Here is a 20,183-nt window from a genome sequence, read left to right as displayed (position 1 = left end):
ATTACCCTCCTATTATCTTAGATGTAGTGTTTTTCCTTTAACTTTCCTAAAACATATGCTACTGCTTCTGGAGCTGATTCTTTAATAATTTCTCCTGCACCTTTAGCTTCTTTAGTCATAGATTTCTTAACCTTTGTTGGAGAACCTTTTAATCCTAGTTCTTCAACAGGTATATCAAGGTCTGCCGCAGTCATAATTTTCACTTCTTTATCTACTGTATCGAAGATATATTGAACATTCATATATCTTGGATGATTTAATTCTTCAATTGCAGTTAAAAGCACTGGTGTTTGAACTTTTATTAATTCATATCCATCTTCTAATGCTCTATTTACTAACAATCCATCCTCTTCAACTTTAACACCTTGTACATACGTTACTTGTGGAACACCTAAATGTTCTGCTATTTCAGGACCAACTTGTGCAGTATCACCATCAATAGCTTGTCTTCCACCAAAAATTATATCGTAATCTAATTGTTTAATTGCTGCTGCAATAGTCTTTGAAGTTGCTAATGTGTCAGCTCCCCCAAATGCTCTATCTGTTAAAAGGATAGCTTCATCAGCTCCCATGCATAAAGCTTCTCTTAATGCATTTTTTGCTTGAGGAGGTCCCATACTAACTACAGTTACATGAGCTCCATAGTTTTCTTTTAATTGTAAAGCTGCTTCTAAAGCATGCTTATCTTCTGGATTTATTATTGAAGGAACACCGTCTCTTATAAGAGTTCCTGTTTTTGGATCTATTTTTACAACTGTTGTATCTGGTACTTGTTTTAAACAAACTACTATATTCATTATTAAAAGCCTCCCTCTATCTTAATGCAGCGCCTGCGATAACCATCTTTTGAACTTCAGAAGTTCCTTCATAGATTTCAGTTATCTTAGCATCTCTCATCATTCTTTCAACTGGATATTCCTTAGTGTATCCATATCCACCATGAATTTGAACAGCCTTAGTTGTCACATCCATAGCAACTTCAGCAGCAAATAATTTTGCCTTAGCAGCATCTACTGAATATGGAAGCTTGTTTTGTTTAAGCCATGCAGCCTTATATACTAATAGCTTAGCAGCTTCAATTTTTGTCTCCATTTCAGCAATCATCCATTGTAATCCTTGGAATGCTGATAAAGGTCTACCAAATTGTTTTCTTTCTTTCATATATTTAACAGCTTCTTCATAAGCTCCTTCTGCAATTCCTAAAGCTTGAGCAGCTATACCGATTCTTCCTCCATCAAGAGTTTTCATTGCTATACCAAACCCTTTACCTTCTTTTCCAATTAGATTTTCCTTTGGAACTACACAATTTTCAAATATAAGCTCAGTTGTAGAAGATGCTCTAATTCCTAACTTATCTTCTTTCTTACCAATTGAGAATCCAGGGAAGTCTTTTTCAACTATGAAAGCAGATATGCCTCTAGTTCCTTGAGACTTATCTGTCATTGCAAATACTATAAAGGTATCTGCTACTCCACCATTAGTAATGAATATTTTAGATCCATTTAAAATATAATTGTCTCCATCTAAAACTGCAGTAGTTTGTTGTCCCGCAGCATCTGTTCCTGCTCCCGGTTCAGTTAAACCAAATGCACCTATCTTTTCCCCTTTTGCAAGTGGAATTAAGTATTTTTCTTTTTGTGCTGGTGTTCCATTTTCATATAATAAAGAAGCACAAAGTGAAGTATGAGCTGAAACAATAACTCCAGTTGTTCCACAAACCTTTGATAATTCTTCAACAGTTATGATATATGATAATACATCTCCGCCAGCGCCACCTAATTCTTTAGGAAATGGTATTCCCATCATTCCTAGCTCTGCCATCTTCTTTACATTTTCCATTGGAAATCTTTCTGTTTCATCAATTTCAGCAGCTATTGGTTTTACTTCATTAACTGCAAATTCTCTAACCATTTGTCTTACTAACTCTTGTTCCCTAGTTAATCCAAAATTCATTGCTTTTTTACCTCCCTGCAATACCCTGTTTATGTGTATAGTTACAAGTAAATATGTAAAATACACTTAGCTTATATATTTAAAATTTATTAAATAACACCCTTTTTATAGTTAATAGTTAAGGAATAAATTCGGCATAGGCCAAATTTTAAAAATATATTTAAGAAACTCCATAAAGAGTTCCTACCAAAACTATTAACTCTTAACTATTCTTAAAGTTCTTTTCTCTTCTTTCTAAGAAAGCTGTCATTCCTTCAACTTGGTCTTCTGAATCAAAGCATTTTCCAAAATCATTTGCTTCGATTTCAATTGCTTTATCTATATCAACTTGCATTCCTCTATTAATAGCATCTTTACAATACTTAACTGCTATTGGTGCATTTGCACAAATAACTGAAGCCATTTTTCTTGCTTCTTCCATTAGGTTTTCTAATGGAACAACTTTATTAACTAAACCAATTCTTAAAGCTTCATCTGCCTTAATCATTGCACAAGTATAAATCATTTCCTTTGCCTTACCTAATCCAACTATTCTAGGCAATCTTTGAGTTCCTCCAAAACCTGGTGTAATCCCAAGACCAGCTTCTGGTTGAGCAAACTTTGCCTTTTCTGAAGCAATTCTTATATCACAAGCCATTGCAAGCTCACATCCTCCGCCTAAAGCAAATCCAGATATTGCTGCTATAACAGGCTTGTCTAAATTTTCTATTCTTCTAAATACCCTATTTCCTAAAAGTCCAAATTCTTCTCCACCCTTGGCATCTAAATCTTTCATCTCGGCAATATCTGCACCTGCTACGAAAGATTTTTCACCAGCTCCAGTTAATATTACACAATATACATTGCTGTCTTGTTCAATATTAGAAATTGCTAGATCTAATTCTCTTAATGTATCAGAATTTAAAGCATTTAATGCTTTAGGTCTATTTATTGTAACTATTGCTAAATTCCCGTCTTTTTCAAGAGTCACATTTTTCAACTCTTCTTCTAAAATTACATTTTTAATTTCCACAAATCCTTCCTCCCTTTTTATACCATAACTCCTCATAAACACCCTGTTCTTTGTTATATAATTAACAAATTAATTAAAAAAAATTCTCTTTTTCCCTTTTCTTTGGTTAGAAGATTCTGAATAATCACAACCTACTTATAATTATAATATCTAATTTTCTCATTTGCAATTAATATTTTCCTATTTGGTATATAAATTCCACTTTTTCAATCTTTTTCTTAGTATACGTTTACTATTTGAGTTTTATTCTCTTTGTTCATTTGTTAACATGCAAAAAATATATAAATTTATCCTCAATAAAGTATAAATTTTGAATTGAAAAAACACTTGAATTTATAATAATGAAATAGCAAATCAAAATTTTAGCTATAATAAAATTTTGATTTGCTATTTCGTCTAAACTATTTAATTATTTTATTCATCTTTCATTAAGTATACTAATGTTAATAAACTTTCAGAAAGATGTACATTTTCAACTTTAACGTCATTTGGTACAACTAAATCAACAGGTGCAAAATTCCAAATACCTTTTATTCCACCCTTCACCAAAAGATCACAAACCTTTTGTGCATTAATTCTTGGCACGCAAATAATTCCAATGTTAACATTACTATTTTCTAAATAACTATTTAATGTATCAATATCTCTTATTTCTACATCTCTTATCTTCATTCCGATAAGCTTTGGATTAGCATCAAATATAGCCTCTATAGATAGCCCTAATTCGGAGAATCTACTATAATTTGCAATTGCTTGCCCTAAATTACCAGCTCCTATAATGATTCCAGTATAGTCTTTATCTAATCCTAAAATTAAACTAATTTGTTTATATAATTCTTTAACATTATATCCGTATCCTTGTTGTCCAAAGTCACCAAAATTATTTAAATCTTGTCTTATTTGAGATGCTGTAAATCCTATCTTTTCACCTAATTCCTTTGATGAAATTCTATCTACATCATTTCTCATCAACTCTTTCAAATATCTATGGTACTTTGGTAATCTTTTAATTACTGCCATAGAGACACTTTTCTTCTTTTCCATAGTATATGAATCTCCTTAATTTATTCCAATAATTTCCCCATTTATTTAAACTTTGATAATATAATAACATACTTTTAACATTTTTTCTATTAATTTAATAATTATTGAAATTTTTTATTCACATTTCATTTTCTTATTTTATTTAATTATATTAATATTATCATAACAAATTATATAATGAAATTTTAATTTTTCATTTATTATTTTGACCTAAAAACAGAGACTTATGTATAACGTAGCAGATGCGTTATACATAAGTCTCATAAGCATTATATCAGATTTTAAACACCTCTGATATTGCAACAAGAATCAAAGTGATCTTGTACGCCATTCCCTTTTGCCTAAAATTTTCTGGACTTATTATATTATAATTAAAGCTTTATCTTTTGTCAATATTTATCGAATTATCCTCATTGAATTTAATACCGCAAGTAAAGTTACCCCAACGTCTGCAAATACAGCTGCCCACATATTTGTTAATCCAAAAATAACTAATATCATAACAGCTACCTTAATTGCTAAAGAAAAAATAATGTTTTGCCATAATATTTTACTAGTTTTTCTTGATACTCGTATGGCTTCTGAAATAGCTTCTACTTTATCTTTCATTAATACTACATCTGCAGCTTCAATAGCAGCATCTGATCCTACACCACCCATTGCAATTCCTATATCAGCTCTTGCTAGAACTGGAGCATCATTAATTCCATCTCCGACAAATAAAACTTTTCCATTTGCTGATTTTTTGTTTAGTATTTCCTCTACTTTATTAACTTTATCACTTGGCAATAAATCAGCATGAACCTCATCAATACCAATAGCTTTAGCAACCTTATCTGCAACTACTTTGCTATCCCCTGTAAGCATTATAGTTTTCTTAATTCCAACACTCTTTAATTCAGTTAATGCTTCTTTTACATTTTCTTTTACTTCATCAGAAATAACTATATTACCTTTATATTCTCCATCAATTGCTATATGAACTATAGTACCAATAGTGTCAACCTCATCATAAGAAATATTGTTACTCTTCATTAATTTAGAATTTCCTAATAGCACCTTTTTACCTTTTATTATGGCCTCAACACCATGACCAGCAACTTCCTTATAACTTTCAATTTCATTTTTATTAATTTCTTTACCATATGCATTGGCAATTGATAAGGCAATTGGATGATTCGAATTTGATTCACCAATAGCTGTTATTTCTAATAACTCATCTTCACTTATATTTTTAGCGTTTATATTTGTTACTTTAAATACTCCTTTAGTTAAAGTTCCTGTCTTATCGAATACTACTATTTCACTTTCTTTAAGTGCCTCTAAATAGTTTCCACCTTTAACTAGTATTCCTTTTTTAGAAGCTGCTCCTATACCAGAGAAAAATCCTAGTGGAATTGAAACTACTAATGCACATGGACAAGATACAACTAATAGTGATAATGCTTTATAAAGCCACTCTAAAAATGTTGCATCTTTAATCAAAAGAGGAGGAACTATAGCAACTATTATTGCAATAAAAACTACAATTGGAGTATATACTTTTGAAAATTTTGTTATAAATTTTTCTGTTGGTGCTTTCTTATTTGACGCATTTTCAACTAATTCTAATATTCTTGCAACTGTCGATTCACCATACTCTTTATTAACTTTAACCTTTAAAACACCATTGTCATTAATAGCTCCTGATAAGATTTCATCACTTGTCTTAACTTCTCTCGGTACAGATTCACCTGTTAATGCTGAAGTATCTAAAAAACTTGTACCTTCTATAACTGTACCATCTAAAGGAACTCTTTCACCTGGTTTAATTATGATAATCTCTTCTAAATTTACTTCTTCAGGAGAAACTTTAAATTCAATACCATTTCTCAGAACATTAGCATAATCAGCTCTAATATTCATAAGAGAAGAAATAGATTTTCTTGATTTATTTACAGCATATCCTTGGAATACTTCACCTATTTGATAAAATAGCATAACTGCTACGGCCTCTGGATATTCTCCAATGAAGAACGCTCCAATAGTAGCAATGCTCATAAGAAAATTCTCATCAAATACTTCTCCACGAAGAATATTTTTTATAGCTGTTAAAATTACCTCTCCGCCTATTGCTAAATAACTCGCTACAAATAGTATAATAGAAATTTTATTATTTCCATTGTATAATAAAGCAATTGCATATATAATTGCTCCAACTATTAATAGCCAATTATCTTTTAGAATTTCTATTTTCCCATTTGAACTCTCTTCTTTCTCATGACTCTGCTCATGAATTTTATCTTTACTACCCTCATGATGATCATTATCTTTTGAACAACAACTACTTGTGCATGCTTTTGTCTTATTTTTTATTTCTTTATTATCTATTTTTTCTTCAACTTTTACATGTGGTTCTAATTTTTTTACTATTGATTTTATTTCATTTATTATTTCACTTTTTAAGTTTTCTTCCTTTATTTCAGCAGTTAATACTGTAGTAGAAAAATTTACTGTTGCTTCTTTTACACCATTTATTTTATTAACTTTATCTTCTATTTTATTAGCACAGTTTGCACAATCTAATCCATTTAAAACTAATTTTATTTCCATGTATCTATCCTCCCATTAAATAAATTTAAAAAGTTTATTTTTTATTGATTTTAATCTTATTTATTCAGTAATATGGTGTAATCCTGCATCAAAAATTTGTTTTATATGCTCATCATCTAATGAGTAATAAATTACCTTTCCAGCTCTTCTAAATTTAACAAGTCTTGCTGATTTTAATACTCTTAACTGATGTGAAATGGCCGATTGACTAATATTCAATAAAGCTGATAAATCACATACACACATTTCTGATTCAAATAATGAACATATTATTTTAATTCTTGTGCTATCTCCAAATACCTTAAACAGTTCTGCTAAATCATATAATATTTCCTCTTGTGGTAATTTATCTTTAACTTCTTCAACTACATCTTTATGAATAATATTACATGAACAACTTTCAACTTTATTTTCCATCATAATTTCACTCCTTAGTTTATATTATTTGTATTTAAAATTATTTTATTGATTTTAATACTCTTTCTTTAACGCAAACACATGAATAATTGTTCATATGTTTATATTTCTATTATATGCTTATCCTAGTAATTTAGTCAACTTTTTTTGTAAATTTAAGGACTTCTTGATTTTTATTTGAAATCTATTAGTCTTTTTAAGGTTTAATATATAAAAAAAGGTAGGAAATCACCTACCTTTTCAATTAATATGATCTAAGCTATATCTTTTAACTCACCAGATCTATTTATATTTGCATTATTTTTACTTTTTTTATTTTCTATAAATTCAAAAATTACTTTTTTCAACTGAATTATTAAAGTTGGAATAAATGCAAGTACATAAATTGATACATATTGATTAAACGCTAAATTTTCAACTTCAAATAAATTTTGAAGGAAAGGTACAAATAGTACAGCATTTAATAATACTAACCCTACTCCAAATGCATACCACACATATTTATTAGAGAATACACCTAATTTAAATATTGAACCTTTACCTCTACAGTTAAATCCATGAAATAATCTTGCTAAACACAATGTTGCAAATGCCATAGTTGAAGCTGTTAATGGAGTTTCCTTTGGATTTCCTATATAAAAAGCAACCATTGTAAATATCGCAATTAATAATCCCTCAAATCCAATTCCTAATAAGAAATCCTTATTTAATATAGATTCATTTTTCCCTCTTGGTTTATCCTTTAATAAATCTCTATTTGATTTTTCCATACCAATTGATATCGCAGGTAAACTATCTGTTAAAAGATTTATAAATAGTAAATGAACAGCTGCAAAAGGCATTGGTAAAGCCATTATTGAAGAATATAAAACTGCAATTATTCCAGAAGTATTACCTGATAATAAGAATTTAATAGAATTCTTTATATTATTATATATACCTCTACCATTTGAAACTGATTTAACTATTGTTGCAAAATTATCATCTGTTAATATTACAGATGCAGCATCTTTAGATACTTCTGTACCTGTTATTCCCATTGCAATTCCTATATCAGCTTGCTTTAAAGCTGGTGCATCATTAACACCATCACCTGTCATAGCAACAATTTGCCCCTTATCTTGCCAAGCCTTTACTATTCTAATTTTATGCTCTGGAGATACTCTTGCATAAACAGATATATGTTCAACATTTTCTCTCAATTCTTCATCTGACATTTTATCTATTTCTAATCCTTCGATTGCCCTATCTCCATCTCTTAATATGCCAATTTCTTTAGCAATAGCAGATGCTGTTATCTTATGATCACCAGTAATCATAATTGGCTTAATACCAGCTGTAATACAATCAGCAACAGCTTGTTTACTTTCTTCTCTTGGTGGATCAATCATTGAAATTAATCCTAAAAAAGTATAATCATATTCATCTTCTAATGTTAATTCTCTGACTTCATCTAATTGTCTATAAGCGAAAGAAAGAACTCTTAATCCACTTTCAGACAAACTTCTATTTACATCTAAAATTTCATTTTTATCTTCTAATGTTAATTCCCTAACCCCATCTGATGTCATAATATATTTAACTCTATCTAAAATTACATCAAGAGCCCCTTTTGTAAACATAATATTTTTACCATCTATCTTATGAAGTGTACTCATAAGCTTTCTATCAGAATCAAATGGAATTTCAGCTAATCTATTATACTCATTTCTTAAGTTCAATTCATCAATTTCAATATCATGCCCTAAATTAACTAATGCAACTTCTGTTGGGTCTCCTATTTCTTTTCCTTCTCTTGAGGTTGAATCATTACATAAAATTGAATTCTTAATTAGATATTCTTGAACCTTATTATCTAAGGAAATTTCTGAACCATTAATTAATTTTTTATCTACATAAACTTTTCTTACAGTCATCTTATTTTGAGTTAATGTTCCGGTTTTATCTGAACAAATAATCGAAACAGACCCTAATCCTTCAACCGCTCTAATTTTTTTAATTATTGCATTTTCTTTTGCCATCTTTTGAGTTCCTAATGCTAAAACTATAGTTACAATAGAACTTAATGCCTCTGGAATTGCTGCAACTGCAAGTGCTACTGCAAACATCAAAGAATCAAGTACTGGCATTTTTCTATATAGTGATAACCCAAATACAATTGCACAAATAGCTAATATTATTATTGCAAGTTTTTTACTAAAATCATCTAAGGTAACTTGAAGTGGAGTTTTCTTTTCTTGAGTTTCATCCATAAGAGTTGCTATTTTACCTATTTCAGTTTTCATTCCTGTATTTGTAACAAGTACTAAGGCTCTACCATAAGTTACTAATGATCCCGAAAACACCATATTCTTTTGATCACCTAATGCTACTTCTTCTTTATCAATTTTCTCTGTAATTTTATCTACACTTAATGATTCACCAGTAAGTGAACTTTCATTTACTTGAAGCGAATAACTTTCAATTACTCTTCCATCTGCTGTAATTAAATCTCCAGCTTCTAAAACTAAAATATCACCTGGCACTACATTTTTTGAGTGAATCTCAATCTTACTTCCATTTCTTATAACCTTTGCTGATGGTGCTGATAATGCTTTTAGTGAATCTAATGACTGCTCAGCTTTAAAGTGTTGAACTGTTCCTAATACTGCATTTAATATAATTACAGCAAAGATTACAATAGTACTTTCAACATTATTACTTAACATAGAAATAATTCCTGCAGCAATTAAAATGAATATTAATAAATCTTTAAATTGACTTATAAATACCTGTAATACACTCTTCTTTTTCTTTTGATTTAACTCATTCAATCCATACTTACTTATATTTTCATCTACCTGCTTTTCATTTAGTCCATCTTTTGAAACATTGAATTTTTCTAATATTTCTTCTGTTTCAATTGAAAAATATTTTGACATTGTACATCCTCCCTTATTTATATAATATATCTCTCTTTTTTATAAATAAAAAAAGAGACTCTTAATATAATCCTCAACTTAAGTTATTCTTTACTTAAGGATTATATTAAAAGTCTCGTAACCAAATTGGTATATAACACCAGGCCTATGCCGCGATTGTTGATGTTATATTTTATACTACTCCCCTTTAACAGGTTATTTAATTTCTATATGAGTTATTATATACCTCTTATCATTTATTGTCAACAATTCCCACATAATATTTTTATATATTTTATGACTAGTTTATATCTATTTATAAATATTTATTTGTGAATATTCATAAAAATATTCTTTTTGCATAATTATGAATATATTATATTTAATATATTGTATTTTTATGGTACAATTAATTCATAAACCTACCAGGCAAAAATAGGTTTAAAACAGAGGTAGTCTGCTAGTGCCTCTGTTTTTTCTTTTTATCTCAAAATAGTTTTAAGTTTTAATTTTATTTTTGTAAACGTTTAAAGGAATTTTAAATTCTTTATAGAATATATATGTATAAATACATTTATTTATGGTATTTAGGGTGTATTAAAAATTTTTAAGTGAGGGATTTAATATGGAAGGTATTTATAAACACAATAAAGATTGTTTCGATGTTTACATCAATGATAGAACTACAACAGATACAGATGAATTTTTAGGAAAGGTTTTAAAATACCTAAAAAATAATGGTTTTTCAGTTTCCTTAAAAGGTTTCGATAAATATAATCGTCCATTAGTAGAAATTAATGGAACTCTTCATACAGCAGATAGAAATGCTGCTTGCTGCCTTGTGGAAAGATTTATAAATGTAAAAAATGAAATTAATTTAAATGAAGATTCAGAACGATATAATAAAATAGCTAGCTTTATCCAATAATAATTTCTAATAAACTGACCCTTCTGTTGCTTTTACTGCTTCAGAAGGGTCCATTTATTTTTAATTACATAAGATATTGAATTAATAATGTTGCTAATCCTAGGAAGAAGAAGAATCCTAAAACATCAGTAAATGTTGTAACAAATATTGATGATGCTAGTGCTGGATCTACTTTAAATTTCTTTAAAACAACTGGTACTAAATATCCAGTAATAGTCGCTACTATCATATTTAAAAGCATTGCTACTGATATAATTATTCCAAACATGAAGTTTCCTTCCCAAATATATCCTAATACACCAATTATGAATCCAATAACTACTCCAGTTACTACCCCTACTCCAATTTCTTTAAAGAATACCTTTTTCATATTCTTAAAATTAAGTTCTCCTAAAGCTAATCCTCTAACTATGATAGTAAGTGTTTGAGTTCCTGCATTTCCGCCCATTCCTGTAACTATTGGCATGAATGTAGCTAAAGATACAACTGCTTGGATTGTTCCTTCAAACATTCCAACTACTGCTGCAGCTAAAATTGCAGTTACTAAATTTACAATTAGCCAAGGTAATCTGCTCTTTACTGAATCTTTTAATGATCCATCAACCTTTTCACCTTCGTCAACACCACCTAAACGATGTATATCTTCTGTAGTTTCATCTCTTAAAATTTGCATAACATCATCAAATGTTACTACTCCAAGTAATCTATTTGAATTATCAACTACAGGCATAGTTAAATAACCATACTTTTCAAATCTATGACCTACTTCTTCTTGATCTGTATTATAAGGTATTCCTTCTATCTTTGTATGAATGACATCGGATATTCTAGTATTAAAGTTTTTAGTAACTAACTCCTTTAATGATATTACACCTTTAAGCTTATCAAAATTATCTACTACATATAAATCATAAATATTTTCATTTTCTTCACCATATTTTTGTAAATATTTCAATGTCTCTTCTACTGTCATATTTTCTTTAAGTGCTACAAATTCTGTTGCCATGATACCTGCTGCAGTATCTGGATCATAACTTAATAATTGACGTACTTTTCTTGCATCTTCATCTGTCATCTTTTCTAATATTTTGTTAGCTTTTTCTTCATCTAACATACCTAATAAATCCGTTAATTCATCAGATGACATTTCCTCTACAATATTTTTTTGTTTATTTTCTGAGAACTCCATTAAAATTGAATACTTCTCTTCATCATCAGCTTCATCAATTATATCTGCAATTAAACCTTCTGGTAATCTGTATAAAATATCCTCTTTATCCTCTGGATAATCTCGTAAAACATCTAAAATATCTACCGGGTGTATGCTTTCCACATATTTAATAATACTTGCTTGTGGAGCATGTAATAAAAATTTTCTTAACTCATCTTTATTCATATTTAATTTCATAGCATTTCCTCCTAGTTTTTATACATAGGAAAAAAGCCATCTTTACTTATAATTTTAATGATATATATCCAATTCAGATTATTAGCTACATATCATTAGAACTATATAAGATTGTGGTATAAATGACTATATTCCAATGTATCTTATATTTAGTTTTTTCAATAATTAAATTTTCACTCAGATAAGGGTCCATTTAATACCACCTCCTAAAAATACAAATAAAAAAGACTTTTTGTCTCTACAACAAAAAGCCTGCTAATCACTTACTTCTCAATTTGTAGAGCTTTAGCACTATAAAGCGTAGACATATTCTTCAGTCAGCTACATTAAAAATCACCTTCGCGATGATTTCTGTTGACCCATTGGAATCTCTGGATTTTTCTGGGCAGCAGCATTTTTCTTTATAGGAGCCTCACCTAACAATCTTTATTAACTTTCATTATACTTATATAGTATTCTTATAATTTCAATTTGTCAATTTTTTAAAATGTTTATTGAAAAATTTATAGAATATTAATTATCTTATATAAATTCAATTATACCTTTTCCTAATTTACCAATTCTAGCTAAAGAATACACATCATATCCTTTTTCATCTAAAATTGCTCTTCCTGGTTGGAATGATTTTTCTATTACAATACCAATTCCTCCAACTTTAGCACCAGCTTCTTCTACTAATCTTGCTGCTCCTAAAGCTGCTTCCCCGTTAGCTAGGAAATCATCTATTATTAATACATTATCATCCTTTGATATGTAATTTTTTGATAAAGTTAATTCATAATCTGTCCCTTTTGTAAATGAATGTACAGTAGTTTGATATACTTCACCATTTAATATTTTAGAACTTTGCTTTTTTAATGTAACCATTGGAAGCTCCATTTGCATAGCTGTCATTACAGTTGGTGCAATACCTGAACTTTCAATAGTAAATATCTTTGTAATTCCATGATTCTTATAGTATTCTTTAAAATATGTACCTATTTCATACATTAATCTTGCATCAACACCATGATTTAAAAATGAATCAACCTTTAATACTGTCTCACTTAATGCTCTTCCATCTTGTAATATACGCTCTTTTAAAATTTCCATTGCATTCCCTCTCCTAAACTTACTTAAAAAAAATAACACCTCTAAATATTTAGAAGTGTTGTACATTCTCTATACATATAATTCAAATATAATAACAACACCTCGTAGTCTACTGTTTTACGGTCAGTAGGTAGAAACTTTCGGACCAAATTACCGATTTTATACGAGTATTTTAATAAATTCACTTATTCGTATTATACCACGAACATTAATTTTGTAAATATATTTTTAATTTGTATTCATCAATGTTTCTAAAAGAGTTATACTATTCCTTTTAACTCTAAAAATATATTATTTTTTAACTTCACCTAAAAAAACTATAATTTAATACTTTTCACAAATTTAATTTCTAAATTAAAAACATAGAATTTTATCTAAAAGACCTTATCAAATTATTTATGTAATTCTTAATCACATCTTAATTTGATAAGGTCTATTTATTTTAATATCTACAAATAATTGTTGTATAATCTTCTATATTTTCATAAATAGCTTTAGCAACGCTATATGGCATATTTACACATCCATGAGAACCATTTGTCTTATATATTGATCCTCCAAAGCTACTTCTCCAACTTGCATCATGAAGTCCTATTCCTCCATTAAACGGCATCCAAAAACTTACTGGTGAAGCATATCCATCTCCTCTTAGTACATAATCTTTAGCTTTCCAATCTAATTTATATACACCAGCAGGTGTTGAATGGCCCTGACTAACATTACCAGTTACTACATCTCCTTGAGTAATAACTTCACCATTTTTATAATATATTACTGTTTGATTTGTTAAATCTACTTCAACAAATGTATTAAGAACATATTCATCAGTTGCTTTTGGTGTTTTAAATGTTAATTCCTTCGTATCTGTACCACCACCTTCTATAGCAGAAGTAATATCAGCTATAGCTGTATCTCTATCTAAATAATAAATTCCTGGTGTTGTACTTATTTTTATTGTTTCTCCTGACCATCTAGTAAATGTTCTTGTGCTACCTATATTATCATACTTGTCCCCTAATTGATTTACATACTCTCTAATACTATCTTCATTTAAAGATACATTAAAATCATCATCAATTGTGATCCATTGATTAATCATACTTCCATCAATAACTTCTGAACTTTCATTAATATTAAGTGTTACTTTAGCATTTACATACTTGTCAGCAGTTTTTTTCGCTTTAGTAACAGCTTTTGATTTAGAAGTATAAGTTGGATTTTCATAACAACCTTCATCATCTAAATTCAATATAGAATTTACATTTTGAATATTATTAAATATCTTTGAATTTAATTTATCAATCTTAACTTTATTACCAATATCTTCTTTTACTATTTCATACTCTCCATTTGCATAATTAAGACTAGCATTAACAGGATTTGTTACATTACTTTCATTAAGAGCTTCTAAATTTCCAATAGCTTGATTTAATAAACTTTCATCATAAGAAACTCCTTCAGACACATCATAATTCTTATGTTGGAATATTGATGCTATCCATAAAAATGGATTTTGTTCATCTAAAATATTATTAATAGCTTCAGTAAAATCATATTTTAAATTAATAGCTTCTCCACTTATTGTTTCTGTTTTATCATTTCTTTCTTCTAAAGTAAGTACATATTCATTTGCCTTATTTGCCATTAATTCTTGAGCTGATTTATTACTTTTTCCTGAAATACTTACGCTATTAATTGATGTTCTAAAGAAGAAATGACTATTAAAATATAATGCCATTAATAAGTAAACTCCTAAAATACATGCTAAAATACTTGCAGCAATAATTAATCCCTTATCGCTATTCTTTTTAACTTTACTTTTTGGTGTTTTTATTTCTTTATCTAATTCAACCGTTGCCATTTTAGGGTTATTTTCTATCTCTTTACTTTCTATATCTTTATTGAAAGTATTATTATCTTCTAAAATTTTGTCTATCTCATTTATATACTTTTCATAATCATTAATATTCATCTTATTTGCAAAGTTCTTAATACTTTCTTTTGCTTTAATTATATCTTCATTTGTATCTATACTTAATGTTGCATAATATTCATCTAATAATTTATGCTTATATTCATGGATATTATTATATCCTAAAAATTCTCCCAAATGTTCTATTTGATTTTCTTCATCACCATATTTATATAGTAATGCCTTATATATATTTTCATTATATGGATTAAGTTTTATTATTTCTTCTATGGTGTTAGTTTCTTCATCTTTAGGAATCTCATCTTTTAGCAAAGCTTTTATTAACTCATTGGATTTTTTTATATCTTCTGTTTCACTATACTTATCTACAGAATCAACATTATTATCATTTAAAAAATCAATAATTGCAAAATTAATATTAAATATACTTTCTATCATTGAGTTTATAAGCTTGTCTAATATTTTTTTTGGAATTGTGCATCTATCATTTTTATTATCTGTTTCTATATCCTTTTCCTTTATTTCGAAAGGTGTTTTTATTAAATCTGAATTAATATTTAATTTAGATAATATTAAATTCTCATTGCTATCTTCATCATGTTTATTTTTAATTTCATCTAAAGTCTTTCCCCAAGTGCAGTACTTATTGAAATAATATTCCTTAAAAAAGGTATCATTATCTATATCGCTTATTTCAAATTCTTTTATAATATTTACTGCTATTTTGATATAATTATTTAAATAATTATACCCAAAAGTTTCTCCATCTTTCTTCAACTGATCTAAATCATTAAACCTATTTATACATTCATTTTTAAATGTATCAACTGACTTAAATGCTTCTTGAAGAAACCTTTCTCTTATCTCATTTAATTTAACAAATTTGCTTGAAAAATCGATATCCCCATTTAATATCCTAAAGTTCATACTGCCTCCCATACTTTTAGCACCAAATTTATTAATGCATTATCCCCATTTTTTATTTTTTCACCTTTCATAATAATATTATTCTTTTGTTAATTTATTACAATTTTAACACACTTGTTAATTAATTGGTATCAATATTTTAATTTAAACTTATTTAGCTCTAAAAAAATAAATGACTAAAAGCATAACCTGCATAAATAAATGCAAAATTCCATATTGTAATTCCTATTGTTGAATATAATGAAAACTTAAAAAAATTTACTTTAAATGTACCTACAACTATAGATATTAGTGTTCTAGCTACAGGAATAAGTCTAGATAAAAAGATACCTAAATCTCCATACTTTTCTATATATTTAAATGTTTTATCAATAGGCTTTTTCATTTTAGGAAATTTATTTTCAATCTTATCTATAATGGGATTTCCACAATAATAACCTATTGCATATAAGCACCAACTTCCAAGTAGTCCTGCTATCACTGATGTAATAAGTGTAAATGGAAAATTTAGTCCTCTTGATTTTATAAGTATTCCAGCTGCTGGCATTATAATCCCTGCTGGTAATCCTGGTAAATTTAAATATTCTAAAAAAACTATTCCAGCCAAAAATAAGTAACCATATTTATCCATATATGATAATATATCATTAATATTAATCATTTTCCCCTATCCCTTCTATATAATTATACAGAACAAGAAATTTTAGTAAAGTTTACTAAAAAATTTTTAATTTATATTCTAAAAAATCTCTTTAAACCTTATCTTTTCCATTAAATTTATACTATATTCATTTATATAATAATTCTTTTAAAATAAAATAATTCCCTGTAGAATAAAAAACTTTAACTTTTATTCTACAGAGAATCTCTAATTTTAATACTTTTATGCAGTTACGATATTATTTTCTTCTTCAATTTCATCATTAATCTTATCTTCTTTTAAAACTATATTTAATACTAAAGCTACTATAGTTCCAATAGAAATTCCTGATGAGAATACCATTTTTATTCCTTCTGGTAATTGTCCTATAAAATCAGGTCTAAATGTAACTCCTAATCCTAATCCAAAAGAAGTTGCAATTATTAATAAATTACGTTCTGTAAGCTTTACTTTGCTTAATGTCTTAATTCCTGCAGCTGCTACAGTACCAAACATAACTATACCAACTCCACCTAAAACTGGTTGTGGAATTTGAGTTATTAATGCAGCAATCTTAGGTAAGAATCCAAGTGCAACTAATATTATACCTGCCATAACAGCTACATGCTTACTTGCAACCTTTGTTAACGATATAACTCCAACATTTTGACTAAATGATGTATTTGGGAAAGAACCTACTATTCCACCAATAATACTTCCTACACCATCTGCTAATACTCCAGCACCAACTTGTTCTTCTTTCATATCTATATTAGAACTTTCACCAACAGCCTTTAAGCATCCAACTGTTTCAATAGTTGTAACAAAGTATGCTGGTAAAAATGCTATTACTGCCTTAAAATCAAACTTAACACCATATTCAAATATCTTAGGAATAGAAATCCAACTTGCTTCTTTAACTGCATTAAAATCAACCATTCCTAATGGAATACAAATTATATATCCAATAATCATTCCTATAAGTATAGAAGCACTACTTACTATACCTTTTCCATATCTATTTAATATAAGAGTTATTACTAATACAATTCCTGATATTCCTACATTTTTTAAATTTCCATAATCAGCAGAACCTGATCCACCAGCAGCCCAATCTATTGCAACTGGTAATAAAGTTAATCCTATTAAACATACAACTGTTCCTGTTACTAGTGGAGGGAACAATTTCATTAATGGCTTTATAAAAAAGCTTAAAATTATTTCTAAAAATGCCCCTAAAATAGTTGCACCTATTATTCCTGGTAACCCTAAAACTGAACCAACAGAAATAGATGGTGATACAAAAGTAAAGTCAGTTCCCATTATACAAGCTACTCTAGATCCAACCTTTCCAATTCCCCTAGCTTGTACTATTGTTGCTAATCCAGATGCTAATATCGTTGCACTTATTAATGTTGTCGTAGTCTTAGCATCAAATCCTAATGCACTTGCTATTACTAATGGAACAACTATTATTCCTCCAAATGCCGCGAATATATGCTGAATTCCAAATATAAATTTTTTAGATAAACTAGGATTATCATCTACACCATAAGCTAGTTTAATATCCCCTATAGGACTTTGTTCTTTAATCATTTGTTTTCTTCCTTTCTTTCATGGAGTAATTTACAGACTTAAATTATAAAAAAATAAGCAACACTCAAATTAAATTTGAGGTGCTGCTTAAAAAAATAAAATTCTATTCATCATATGCAACTCCTCGTAGTCTGCTAATTTAAGGTTAGCAGGTAGAAACTTTCGGACCATATTACCGATTATATACGAGATTATTTACTATATAAATTCATTATAATGCGAATGTTACTTACGGTCAACACAAACATTGTTTGTGTTTTACTCATTCCATAACTGTGCTTTATAAATTCCTTTATGTCCAGAAATAAAAAATGATATTATACATACCAACATTGCAAATACAATGTTATTTGCTCTAAAAAGTTCTAAATACATCATAAAGCATGCTATTGGTGCATTAGTTGCTCCTGAAAATACTCCAACAAGCCCTAAAGCTGCACAAAATGCAAATGACAAACCAAGTATGTGTGATAAAGTTGCTCCAAGTGTTGCTCCTATAACAAATAAAGGAGTAACTTCTCCACCTTGATATCCAGCTCCCAAGCACAATGCCGTTAATATAAGCTTAATAATAAATGCTAAAATGGGCACTTTTCCATAAAAAGCATCATTTAATAATCCTAAGCTTAAATTGTTATATAAATTATTTCTTAAAAACAACGTAGCTATTACCATTAAAGTACCACCAACAAATATTTTTAAATATTTATTTTTACAATACTTTATTAGTTTTTCATTAAACCAATGTGTCATATAAACAAATAATCTACTAATTAATCCAAAACAAATTGCTAATGCAATTACCTTTAAAACATTAATTATATCAACAGCTTCTTGTGCTGGTATTTTATAGTGACTATGTTTAACACCTAAAAACTTCACAACAGAATTTCCCACTAAGGCTGAAACTATAGCTGGTAGCATTGAATTATAACTTAAACGTCCTATATTTGCAATTTCTAAAGCAAATATAGTTCCTGTAAGTGGAGTTCCAAAAACAGATGAAAAACCAGCTGCTACACCACTTATTAATAATACTTTTTTCTCTTCTTCTGAACTTTTTAAAGCTTTAGCTAATGAATTTCCTATAGTTCCACCTATTTGAACCCCAGTCCCCTCTCTTCCTACTGACCCACCAAAAAGATGAGTTAATATAGTTCCAAGAAAAACTAGGGGTGCCATAATAAATTCAATTTTTTCTTTACTTCCATTTATATTTTCAATTATTATGTTATTTCCTTTTTGTGAATTACCACCATACTTGCTATAAAGATAAGTCATAAACATTCCTGAAAAAGGAAGTACAAATATTAATGATTTATAAGCTAAATTTAAATCTATAGCTTTTTCTAACAATATCAAAAATACTCCAATACATAACCCTGAAATTCCACCAATTATTACTGAAACTAATGCTAGCTTTAATATACTTAGCTTGCTCATATTATTCACTCCATTTATATTTTATACTTATTAAAATTCCCTAAGTATAGAAATATATTTATTTAATTGCTGATAGTATCATTCATATTATAATAATGCTAAACATTAAAGCTTTCACATATTGCGCCTCATGTCCAACTCTGATATAATCAAAAATTGTAGGGAATGAAGTTCTCCCTTGATAATTATCAAAACCGCTTATTATAGCTAATGACTTCTACAACTTTTTTTGTTGTAGAAATCATTAGCTTTTTTTAATTTTTAACTTTATTTTTTCTATTTTGTAATTATAAAGTTT

Annotated in this window: 14 protein-coding genes and 4 riboswitches; of the genes, 1 reads left to right on the top strand and 13 read right to left on the bottom strand. The window is 28.3% G+C overall.

The window, feature by feature from the left end:
- Nucleotides 1-17: 17 nt before the first annotated feature.
- The 7 genes from HCG70_RS00965 to HCG70_RS00935 all read right to left on the bottom strand — a co-directional run bounded on the left by HCG70_RS00965 (nucleotide 18) and on the right by HCG70_RS00935 (nucleotide 9,939).
- The gene (locus HCG70_RS00965) at nucleotides 18-797 is read right to left on the bottom strand and encodes an electron transfer flavoprotein subunit beta/FixA family protein (protein ID WP_042399169.1); all 780 of its coding nucleotides are present in this window, start codon (nucleotides 795-797) and stop codon (nucleotides 18-20) included.
- Nucleotides 798-813: 16 nt separating this feature from the next.
- Nucleotides 814-1,953, bottom strand: a complete 1,140-nt coding sequence (locus HCG70_RS00960; RefSeq protein ID WP_042399166.1) for an acyl-CoA dehydrogenase — start codon at nucleotides 1,951-1,953, stop codon at nucleotides 814-816.
- Nucleotides 1,954-2,155: 202 nt separating this feature from the next.
- Nucleotides 2,156-2,965, bottom strand: coding sequence for a short-chain-enoyl-CoA hydratase (locus HCG70_RS00955; protein WP_242833252.1), 810 nt, complete (start codon nucleotides 2,963-2,965; stop codon nucleotides 2,156-2,158).
- A gap of 414 nt (nucleotides 2,966-3,379) precedes the next feature.
- The gene (locus HCG70_RS00950; protein ID WP_042399163.1) at nucleotides 3,380-4,009 is read right to left on the bottom strand and encodes a redox-sensing transcriptional repressor Rex; all 630 of its coding nucleotides are present in this window, start codon (nucleotides 4,007-4,009) and stop codon (nucleotides 3,380-3,382) included.
- A 396-nt stretch (nucleotides 4,010-4,405) separates the two neighbouring features.
- Nucleotides 4,406-6,601, bottom strand: a complete 2,196-nt coding sequence (locus HCG70_RS00945; RefSeq protein ID WP_221697372.1) for a heavy metal translocating P-type ATPase — start codon at nucleotides 6,599-6,601, stop codon at nucleotides 4,406-4,408.
- Between the two features lie 60 nt (nucleotides 6,602-6,661).
- The gene (locus HCG70_RS00940) at nucleotides 6,662-7,021 is read right to left on the bottom strand and encodes a metalloregulator ArsR/SmtB family transcription factor (RefSeq protein ID WP_394805632.1); all 360 of its coding nucleotides are present in this window, start codon (nucleotides 7,019-7,021) and stop codon (nucleotides 6,662-6,664) included.
- Nucleotides 7,022-7,272: 251 nt separating this feature from the next.
- Nucleotides 7,273-9,939: a cation-translocating P-type ATPase gene (locus HCG70_RS00935; protein ID WP_042399157.1), complete on the bottom strand. Its 2,667-nt coding sequence runs from the start codon at nucleotides 9,937-9,939 to the stop codon at nucleotides 7,273-7,275.
- 604 nt (nucleotides 9,940-10,543) lie between these two features.
- Here HCG70_RS00935 and HCG70_RS00930 point away from each other — a divergent pair.
- Nucleotides 10,544-10,846, top strand: coding sequence for a hypothetical protein (locus tag HCG70_RS00930; protein WP_042399154.1), 303 nt, complete (start codon nucleotides 10,544-10,546; stop codon nucleotides 10,844-10,846).
- Nucleotides 10,847-10,910: 64 nt separating this feature from the next.
- Here the strand turns inward: HCG70_RS00930 and mgtE are convergent, their stop codons facing one another.
- From mgtE to HCG70_RS00900, 6 genes are all read right to left on the bottom strand, one after another.
- A complete protein-coding gene (gene mgtE, locus HCG70_RS00925; protein WP_042399153.1) occupies nucleotides 10,911-12,254 on the bottom strand; it encodes a magnesium transporter in 1,344 nt (447 codons plus the stop codon).
- A gap of 267 nt (nucleotides 12,255-12,521) precedes the next feature.
- Nucleotides 12,522-12,685, bottom strand: a riboswitch (M-box (ykoK) riboswitch).
- Between the two features lie 91 nt (nucleotides 12,686-12,776).
- A complete protein-coding gene (locus HCG70_RS00920) occupies nucleotides 12,777-13,346 on the bottom strand; it encodes a xanthine phosphoribosyltransferase (RefSeq protein WP_042399150.1) in 570 nt (189 codons plus the stop codon).
- Nucleotides 13,347-13,431: 85 nt separating this feature from the next.
- A riboswitch (purine riboswitch) is annotated at nucleotides 13,432-13,533 on the bottom strand.
- Nucleotides 13,534-13,788: 255 nt separating this feature from the next.
- Nucleotides 13,789-16,206 carry a L,D-transpeptidase family protein gene (locus tag HCG70_RS00915; protein WP_055291592.1) on the bottom strand — a complete coding sequence of 806 codons (2,418 nt, stop codon included), beginning with the start codon at nucleotides 16,204-16,206 and terminating at the stop codon, nucleotides 13,789-13,791.
- A 160-nt stretch (nucleotides 16,207-16,366) separates the two neighbouring features.
- Nucleotides 16,367-16,867, bottom strand: a complete 501-nt coding sequence (locus HCG70_RS00910) for a DedA family protein (RefSeq protein ID WP_172676143.1) — start codon at nucleotides 16,865-16,867, stop codon at nucleotides 16,367-16,369.
- A gap of 222 nt (nucleotides 16,868-17,089) precedes the next feature.
- On the bottom strand, nucleotides 17,090-18,442 hold the full coding sequence (locus HCG70_RS00905) for a uracil-xanthine permease family protein (RefSeq protein ID WP_042399147.1): 1,353 nt from the start codon (nucleotides 18,440-18,442) through the stop codon (nucleotides 17,090-17,092).
- A 107-nt stretch (nucleotides 18,443-18,549) separates the two neighbouring features.
- Nucleotides 18,550-18,651: riboswitch (purine riboswitch) on the bottom strand.
- Between the two features lie 49 nt (nucleotides 18,652-18,700).
- Nucleotides 18,701-19,885, bottom strand: a complete 1,185-nt coding sequence (locus HCG70_RS00900; RefSeq protein ID WP_221697371.1) for a chloride channel protein — start codon at nucleotides 19,883-19,885, stop codon at nucleotides 18,701-18,703.
- A gap of 152 nt (nucleotides 19,886-20,037) precedes the next feature.
- A riboswitch (Fluoride riboswitch) is annotated at nucleotides 20,038-20,112 on the top strand.
- Nucleotides 20,113-20,183: the final 71 nt, after the last annotated feature.

Source organism: Clostridium sp. K04 (genome assembly GCF_019734375.1).
GTDB lineage: Bacteria > Bacillota > Clostridia > Clostridiales > Clostridiaceae > Clostridium > Clostridium saudiense.
This window is presented reverse-complemented; position numbering and strand designations above follow the sequence as displayed.